The sequence below is a fragment of the Gemmatimonas sp. genome, from assembly GCF_046594945.1.
In the GTDB taxonomy this organism is placed as follows: domain Bacteria; phylum Gemmatimonadota; class Gemmatimonadetes; order Gemmatimonadales; family Gemmatimonadaceae; genus Gemmatimonas.
The window spans coordinates 1-2,581 of sequence record NZ_JBKJRB010000074.1; the positions used below are offsets into that span (position 1 = coordinate 1).

At 65.3% G+C, this 2,581-nt stretch carries 2 protein-coding genes; both read right to left on the reverse strand.

Annotation, left to right across the window (positions count from 1 at the left end):
- Positions 1-750 precede the first annotated feature (750 nt).
- Complete coding sequence (locus tag ACLL97_RS08250) at positions 751-1,752, reverse strand: hypothetical protein (RefSeq protein ID WP_411279999.1); 1,002 nt, start codon at positions 1,750-1,752, stop codon at positions 751-753.
- Between the two features lie 15 nt (positions 1,753-1,767).
- A partial coding sequence (locus ACLL97_RS08255) for a hypothetical protein (RefSeq protein WP_411280000.1) occupies positions 1,768-2,581 on the reverse strand: 814 nt, incomplete at its 5' end.

Consider the following 2,581-nt stretch of genomic DNA (forward strand, 5'->3'; position numbering starts at 1 on the left):
CAGCGCTACACCCACGCCGTGCGACAAGGATTCGAAGTCGACCCGGGCGACGATCTGCCGTTCTGACGCCCTCGCCGCGCCTGCAAAACAGCCCCTCAAACTACGCGGCGCTGCTCACATGGGCGCGATGGGGTTGCTCAGGGTACCCACTTGTAGATGGTGTGGATGGAATCACCGCAGAAGGCGTAGATCTGCGGCCAAGCCGCGCGCGTCCGAAGACCGCTCGACGATGCAGAGCCGACCGCGCCGACCGCGAGGGACACGTCATGAGCGCCGCCACCTCGGTCGTGGCATCGCCGTGCACCTGCACGCGCGCGATCATCGACGCGCGGTCGGATCGATTTGTCCATTCGACCGACTCGTCGCACGACACGAGCGTCGCGAGACACGATCACGCACTCTCCCCCGCGTGCCCGCGCCGTCGCGAGGCCGAGCTGCGCCGCCTCGCCCCCCTCTTGCCCATAGCGCCGCGCGCCGCGCACCGGCTTCATCCAACACCGACTACGCGAGCGCGAAGAGACGTCGCGCGAGAGCGTCGATGCCGTTGTGTGCGCGTTCGCGTAATCGGCTCTTACTTATGTAAATCAAGCACTTGGGCGCGTTCTGCGATTCGGCTCGATTCTGCGCCGCGCGCTCCCGATGCGCAAGTCCGGCGCCTCTACGACCCCTTCCAACCGCGAGCGCGCTTGGGATGCTCAGCCCCAGCCCCCACCGCCGTGTAGCTAGACAACGCCCGCGCTCGGTGGCACGTCACGGTTCCCACTGAAATACACTGTGAAATGTCCCGGTGTCGCAGAACAGAAACACGGTGGCTCCCTTGGCGCCGAGCACCCCCCCAGCGCATGCCGCGCTGCCAGCATCACGCCATGTTCCGGCGGCGGAGCGTATCCATGTCTTGGACGAGTTACTGATCACGAAGATCTCGGTTCCGTTTCCGACGGCGCTTGAGGCTTCGCCCCACGCCGGCGGCGTCCAGGTCGACCACGAGCCGTCGTATCGGGGTCCCGTGGTAGCAAACACCTCCGTAGCGCTCGTGCCGGTGGAGAGCAGCAGCCCCATCTCCGCAACCAAGTCCTTCTCGCTCGTGAACGCATTGGTCGTCGGTACGAAGGTCGCCGGCGTGGCCCCCATCGGATTTCCCGACAAGAAGATCCCCTTCGACCACGCGACCGCCTTGTGCCACGACCTGCCGCCGGTTGGCTTCGCGACCGTCCAGGCGCTGCCGTCGTATGCGTAGACGGCACCGGGGTCATTCTTTGCACCGAAGATGTATGCCTTGTCTTTCCAACCCGTGATGGTTCCTCCCGAACTGTTCAGCGAAGCCGTAGCGTAGGGGAATGACGCAAGAATCTTCTTCCAGGTCTTCCCGTCGAACTCCCAGGTCTGCAGGCTGGTCGTGCTGCTGTCGGCGTTGAAACAAACGACCTTCGTGGAGAGGCTCGCGTAGACCGGGTTCCTGGGTGCGTCTGTGCCGACGACCAAATTCGTCGCCGTCGGCACCGCGATCCACTTGCCTCCCGTGCTCGGCGTGTCGCTAACCGCAGTGTCGGCGCCAGTGCCCGAGTCGGTGGGGGACGCTGTATCGCTCCCGATCGTGGTGTCGGTGCCGCCAGCGGAGTCGTCGGCCGTCGCAGAGTCACTGCCCGTCGCCCCGCTGTCCGTTGAGGTCTCGCCCTCCGGCGGTTCGTAGCAACCAACTCCGGCGGCACCGATTGCCAACAGGGCGCCAGATAGAAGCTCTCTCGCGTGCATAGATTCCTCCTCCGTTCAGAAGCTCACGGTCCAGGTCGCGCCCCCAGGGACCAGACGCAGCTGCGCGGTCGGGGGCGGCGCCTTTGTTGACGACGTCAGGCCGATGATGCCGATGGTGACGCCAGCCGCTCCTATCAGCCCCGACACGATCGTCAGGGTCGCGGCGGTATCACGGGCCCCTTCGAGCCCGTCCTTATCGACACACGAGTTGATGTTCGGACAGCCGGATCTGTAGTCGTTGTTGGCGCTCGTCCACTTAAGGCCGAACACCACACCGCCAACAACGCCGACGCCGCCAACGCCGAGCGCGATCCACGGCCAAATTGGCGCGCTCGACTGGCCTTCCTCGGTTGCACTAGGTCCTGTAGAGGGTGAGCTGTTCGCCGGCGTCAGACTCGTTGCGGGCCCGAGGTCTTGCGCATCGATCCGAACCTCTTCTCGCGCACCCTCTCCGACGGTGACCGTTCGCTTCGTCTCCTTGTCGCCGACGCGAACCGCGACGACGTGTTTCCCGGGGTTAACCTTGCGCGGCGCACCCAGCATCTCTTTTGGCATCGCCGCACCGTCGACCAATACGACCCCGCTCTCCGGCAGAGAGTCGACCGTCAGCACCAGCGTGCCGATCCGCGGTGCGAGATCGTTGGCCAGCTTCGCTGCATCGACGCGCGCCGTTCGCCCCTCCGGACTCTCCTTCGGGTTGTCGGGGAGCTTGGTGACCGCGATCGCGACTTCGCGCGCCTCGATCAGCTCTTGAAGCGCCACGTGTTCGCGTGCGAGGTCGATGCCGATGATGGGGGTCGGTACGAGGGAAAACGCCGCCTTGAACCGA

Excerpts from the sequence above, each read along its gene's own strand:
- ACLL97_RS08250 (WP_411279999.1), bottom strand. The coding sequence starts at position 1,752 with ATGCACGCGAGAGAGCTTCTATCTGGCGCCCTGTTGGCAATCGGTGCC.